5 protein-coding genes and 1 pseudogene are annotated in these 4,566 nt (G+C 39.6%); 2 read left to right on the top strand and 4 right to left on the bottom strand.

Annotated elements, in window-relative coordinates:
• The first annotated feature begins 437 nt into the window (after positions 1-437).
• Positions 438-872 carry a CesT family type III secretion system chaperone gene (locus AB6E08_RS22690; RefSeq protein WP_017098098.1) on the top strand — a complete coding sequence of 145 codons (435 nt, stop codon included), beginning with the start codon at positions 438-440 and terminating at the stop codon, positions 870-872.
• Positions 873-878: 6 nt separating this feature from the next.
• Positions 879-2,075: a hypothetical protein gene (locus AB6E08_RS22685; RefSeq protein ID WP_017098097.1), complete on the top strand. Its 1,197-nt coding sequence runs from the start codon at positions 879-881 to the stop codon at positions 2,073-2,075.
• A 598-nt stretch (positions 2,076-2,673) separates the two neighbouring features.
• On the opposite strand, the gene exsE2 is transcribed toward AB6E08_RS22685, so the two are convergent.
• The 4 genes and pseudogenes from exsE2 to AB6E08_RS22665 all read right to left on the bottom strand — a co-directional run bounded on the left by exsE2 (position 2,674) and on the right by AB6E08_RS22665 (position 4,430).
• The gene (gene exsE2, locus AB6E08_RS22680; RefSeq protein WP_017101889.1) at positions 2,674-2,964 is read right to left on the bottom strand and encodes a T3SS regulon translocated regulator ExsE2; all 291 of its coding nucleotides are present in this window, start codon (positions 2,962-2,964) and stop codon (positions 2,674-2,676) included.
• A 7-nt stretch (positions 2,965-2,971) separates the two neighbouring features.
• Entirely contained in the window at positions 2,972-3,418 is a 447-nt protein-coding gene (locus AB6E08_RS22675) for a type III secretion system chaperone (RefSeq protein ID WP_017098095.1), read from the bottom strand.
• Positions 3,419-3,621: 203 nt separating this feature from the next.
• Positions 3,622-3,741: pseudogene (locus AB6E08_RS22670) on the bottom strand (ISAs1 family transposase); the annotation flags it as partial.
• Between the two features lie 254 nt (positions 3,742-3,995).
• The gene (locus AB6E08_RS22665) at positions 3,996-4,430 is read right to left on the bottom strand and encodes a CesT family type III secretion system chaperone (protein WP_017098094.1); all 435 of its coding nucleotides are present in this window, start codon (positions 4,428-4,430) and stop codon (positions 3,996-3,998) included.
• Between the last annotated feature and the right edge of the window lie 136 nt (positions 4,431-4,566).

Genomic DNA, 4,566 nt, shown 5'->3' with positions numbered 1-4,566 from the left:
ATGAGTTATTGATTGTATTTTGCTTCCAGTTGGTTGTTTTATAACGAGGTTTAGGCATAGGGCTACGAGAGAGAGTGGTGGTAGCTGCTCAGGTCGTAGATTCTTAATTTAGTTCCACTGAATTGCGAAACAAAGCTAATCTTACCACTTAACCAACTCATTTACGTTCCAATGCCTATGGAATTGGGTCTCGCTTTTGGCTGGCTAAGCAAATTATAATCATTTACCAAAACTTTAAAAAAGTATACAAAATTCAATTAGATAAACATAATTAAGATGATGTAATTTGAGGGCGAAAATGCTATTTTCGACCATTTTACGGAGACCATCGAAACTGTTCCCGTAGAAACATAAAAAATAACGGCTACATATGATTGCCGTTTTTTTGTTGCACGTTAATCTAAGTGGTAAAACCATGACAAATTGAACAGGATAAAATGGACAGAGAAAGTAATGTCAAATACTGGCTGAGAAATATCAACGAGCAGCTAACTCTAATTGACCGTCGGTGCCATATGCGGGTAGACGAGGCTCATTCCCTCCTGGTCCAACTCTCTGAAGATGGACAGGAGCTTCTACTTCATGGTGAGATAACGGATATTTCTATGAAGGATGAATTGTATATACTCCGCAGCAGTATGGTACTGAACGGACAACAGGATACGATGAAACGTTGTTGGTTAGCGACGCATCAAAATAAACTGCTTCTCATTCATGAGCTTAGCTTAGTTGATTGCGATGAAATCGACTTTGAGAACACGATGAACAACTTCATTGTGCTTATGAGTACTCTTAGAACTCAATTTAGTTCGGTATCAGAACCGATAAATGAAGTAACCATGCCTTATTCTCAACAGCTTATAAAAGGATAAATATTCATGCCTATTGGATTGAATCCAGTTCAAACGACTAATGTCACAAACACTTCAACTCATACCAAGAGTCCATATGAACTAAAGGTTCAGCCTGACAAAGCTAAACTACTGCAGGATATCGCGCCAACAGGACCTACACTGAAACAACCCACCACAGGAGAAAAAACTGCTATCACGATAAGTATGGATGAAGCAATGACAGCAATGACAGCAATGAACAAAGAACAAGCGAAGGGAGGTTTTACTCTTGATGACGGACGACAGTTCGAAATTCGAGATATGCATGTAATCAGACAGAACAAGGGGGGCTTGATAAGCCGGATGAAAGAAGGTTTCATCAAAGCATTACATGGTCAAGGAGCTTCATCCTCAGATGCTAAAAAGCTGACCGCAGCGTTACACCAAAAAGCCGATAACCCAGCAGTTCAGGAAAACTTTGTGCGCTCGTGGGATAGTGGAGGTTTTACAGATCCTACAGTAGTAAGTGGTGAAATGGGAGTGCGTGGGCACCAGTCAAAACAAGATTTTCAGTTTATTGTCCACACCGCACCAATAACTCACTTGATGGAAGGGAAGGGCGTTTTTAGTATTGATGCAGAAAGTGCGCTAACCTCCTGGGATGTAGCATGCACTAGTATCGTAAACCAGAGCAAGACTTTCACTTATGGCTCCGTTGGTGTAATTCTGAAAGTTCCGGAACAAAATGTTATTGCCGCTAGTCCAAACGATCTGATGTCGGAAACCAACATTGGTCTTCTTGATCGGACTGAAGATCTTGTCAACGTCTCAGATAAGAACGCTACAAAGACCCGCTATGAGGCAATGCCTGACTATGAACGTACAGGGTTACTAGCAAAAAAGGAATTACCGCGACATCAAAGGCATACCAACACTCCAAGTGAAGTCCTGAAGAAAACCTATGGGATGCGCAATGAAATTCTTATCTGTACGTCTGGAGGTGTAAATCTCCACGAGGGGCAGAAGGCAACCGAGAAGGTGGAAATAGCAGGGTTTTTCCTCAACGACAGCGCCCCAACAGCCTCTCACCAAGATTTAGCCGATTGGAAAGGAGAAACGTTGTTATCCAAAAATGATAAGTACGAGTTATTCAAGCAGCATGCTGAGCCCCTAGCCCAAAAACTTGGAGTGCCAATTATTTACTTAAACGGTACAGCGGATATTGCGGAAGTTTTGAAGTAGAAATAAATATAAAAACGCAAATTTTTATGTAGTCTGGTGTTGTAGGGCAAATGAGAGGCGAGCGTCTAATAGTTGATTTTCTGAACATATAATAACTAACGCAGATACCACCAACTAAGGTGGTGTCTGCAATTTAAGTTTGAAGGTCAAATCGATAGAAGTGTGTTAAAATAACTCTTTTTCTTAACTGAATTAAACAACAACGTCGCATTTATCGTAAAACAGCTTTAGTTATGGCATAAATCGTCATTATATCTATGTATGCATTGATTTTAAACAATATTAGAAGGTGATGAGAGTAAGAAGTTTTTTAAACGGCTTTATAGATGGAGTTATTCTCCTCCGGCAACGCATGTAAACAATGAGGATTACCTTTCCCCTACAAAGATAGGCGTCTAAGTAGTGCTGAATCTAAGCTTCACGGCTCAAAAAAACGGGAAGCAAAAATTTGACTATCACAAGTGTCCACTATCTGAAACAGCGTGTATTGTGTGCTACAGCTATTAGTACCGCTTTAACTCTGTGTCATTACAACGCACAAGTTGAGGATAGTTACACAAGGCTCAAAACTAGGGCCGATTTCGATTTATGGTCGTTTTTATTGAGACTGACGGATCACTTGGATTTTTCTATTCAATAAGGCTTGTACAGAATGAGGGTCTTTTTCGAAGCTTAAGATTGAGTTATAAATTTCCACATTCGCATGCATCGACAACAACTCACTTAACTCCAGTTTGGAGTTGGCTCGATTCGCCTCTCGCTCTCCAGGACTAGTCTGTACAACGGTTCGCCCCAGAAAGGTGCCTTGCGTTGCGAGGGGAGGTTGCCCTTTGTTCTCTAAGTTATTGAAATATATATCATTTATTTTTGGTTTGATGTCGTTGGACATAAGGTACCTAAACTCTTAAGTCTGAGCTCTGAAGCATAGACGGTGAAACTTCTGTTACGACATGAGCAGACAACAAGGACTCCCAAGATTCGCTCTGTGTGAGCAGTTCAGCAAGTCCACTCTCAAACAGCTCATAGTCGAGTTTTTCGGCACGAAGCAACCTGTTTAAACACAGCTTGTGCCTGTGATTATCTAGACTAAAAAATAGTTGATGTTCAGACCAGTGATAGTTGAATGACAAAAAAGAACGATAAAGATCAGAATTAACAATTTGTAGGTCAACAATCTCTACTTCTAGTTGAAGTGTTTCTATTTTAGAGTGAAAAATTAAATGCACTCTTAACTTATCGTCAAAAGCTAACCCCAGTTCGTCTTCAGTCAAATGTAATTCAGGCAAGCCTACTCGACGAGAAAACTCTATCAGAACCTCATCTACAATTTGGCGTACTGACATAAAAACAGTCCTTTCATTAAATGTTAATAGTTATTATAGGTTAAACAGGTGTTTTTTATATTATTATTGGTTGATATTTTTTATATATTACGTAAGGTTCAGTCAGATCGCAATTACCAAAATACGCAGTTCTTCGGCATTCGCGCTTCTTAAGCGTGATTCTATTCCTTTTATGGTCTCAATAAGGGCACGAATGTACTTTGTTAATCTGATGTAAACAGAACGGAGGCTCTGTAATCTTTATTCCATGCAGCTTTATTCATCTTCCTTGGTACTGATAAGTCCCTTTCGGATTTCCTAAATCAGTCCTGAACAAAACGTTGATGATGAAACTGATTCAGTGACACACTCTCAAAGGGCTAGTTGTCTTTGTTTACATACTTTGTTAATAATTCTTGATGTAGTACCAATGGAGCAAGAATTGTTGCCTCGCCTTCAAACCAAGTAGCTCTTCCTGAACCAAGCATCCCGATGTGACTAGGGAATACTGTAATCAACTTGCGTGTGAAGCAAGTTGAGAGCAGACCGCTAGCTGTAATAGTATTTCAGCTCCCTGCAGTTTATTAGGTTAATACAATTAAACGCGAAAAGTTGTAGGGTAAAAATGTGATTCTTTGTCGATAGATTTTGATTCTATATTGTTAGCTAGAGAGGTTATTTGTTCATAGTATTGGCTGAGCAATTCCAATTGTTGATATACCGTGTACCGATCGGCTTGAACGATAGGCTGATGATTCCAAAGAATGAGGTTATTACTTTTATTATCAAAGCCAACAACTGGTTTTTTCTCATCTTGGCTAAACATATTCATTTCAAGCAAAACCTGAGCATTGTTTTTGTTGAGTTCACCTAAATTACTTAACATCATCAAACGTCCACTTGGGTGTTCGGTAATGTGGCACTCTTGCTCTCCTACTTTAATGCTTGTCACATTATTCGTTTCAGTGTTTGCTGCCTCTAGACCGAGCTCTTGGCAAAGCATTTCAACTACTTTTATATATTGCTGACTCATATTGTTTACTTATTTACTGTAAAAAGGCGTGTCAGTAGACCAAAAAGTGAGTTTAATAACGGCTTTGTTGCGTAATTCAGTTTAGAGACAGAGCAGCCCCATATCGTGCGTTTCTTAGTCAATACGGCAAGTTTCA

The organism is Vibrio sp. 10N.247.310.24, from assembly GCF_041467175.1.
In the GTDB taxonomy this organism is placed as follows: Bacteria; Pseudomonadota; Gammaproteobacteria; order Enterobacterales; family Vibrionaceae; genus Vibrio; species Vibrio tasmaniensis_A.
This window is presented reverse-complemented; position numbering and strand designations above follow the sequence as displayed.

Excerpts from the sequence above, each read along its gene's own strand:
- AB6E08_RS22665 (WP_017098094.1), bottom strand. The coding sequence starts at position 4,430 with ATGAGTCAGCAATATATAAAAGTAGTTGAAATGCTTTGCCAAGAGCTC.
- exsE2 (WP_017101889.1), bottom strand. The coding sequence starts at position 2,964 with ATGTCCAACGACATCAAACCAAAAATAAATGATATATATTTCAATAAC.
- AB6E08_RS22690 (WP_017098098.1), top strand. The coding sequence starts at position 438 with ATGGACAGAGAAAGTAATGTCAAATACTGGCTGAGAAATATCAACGAG.
- AB6E08_RS22675 (WP_017098095.1), bottom strand. The coding sequence starts at position 3,418 with ATGTCAGTACGCCAAATTGTAGATGAGGTTCTGATAGAGTTTTCTCGT.
- AB6E08_RS22685 (WP_017098097.1), top strand. The coding sequence starts at position 879 with ATGCCTATTGGATTGAATCCAGTTCAAACGACTAATGTCACAAACACT.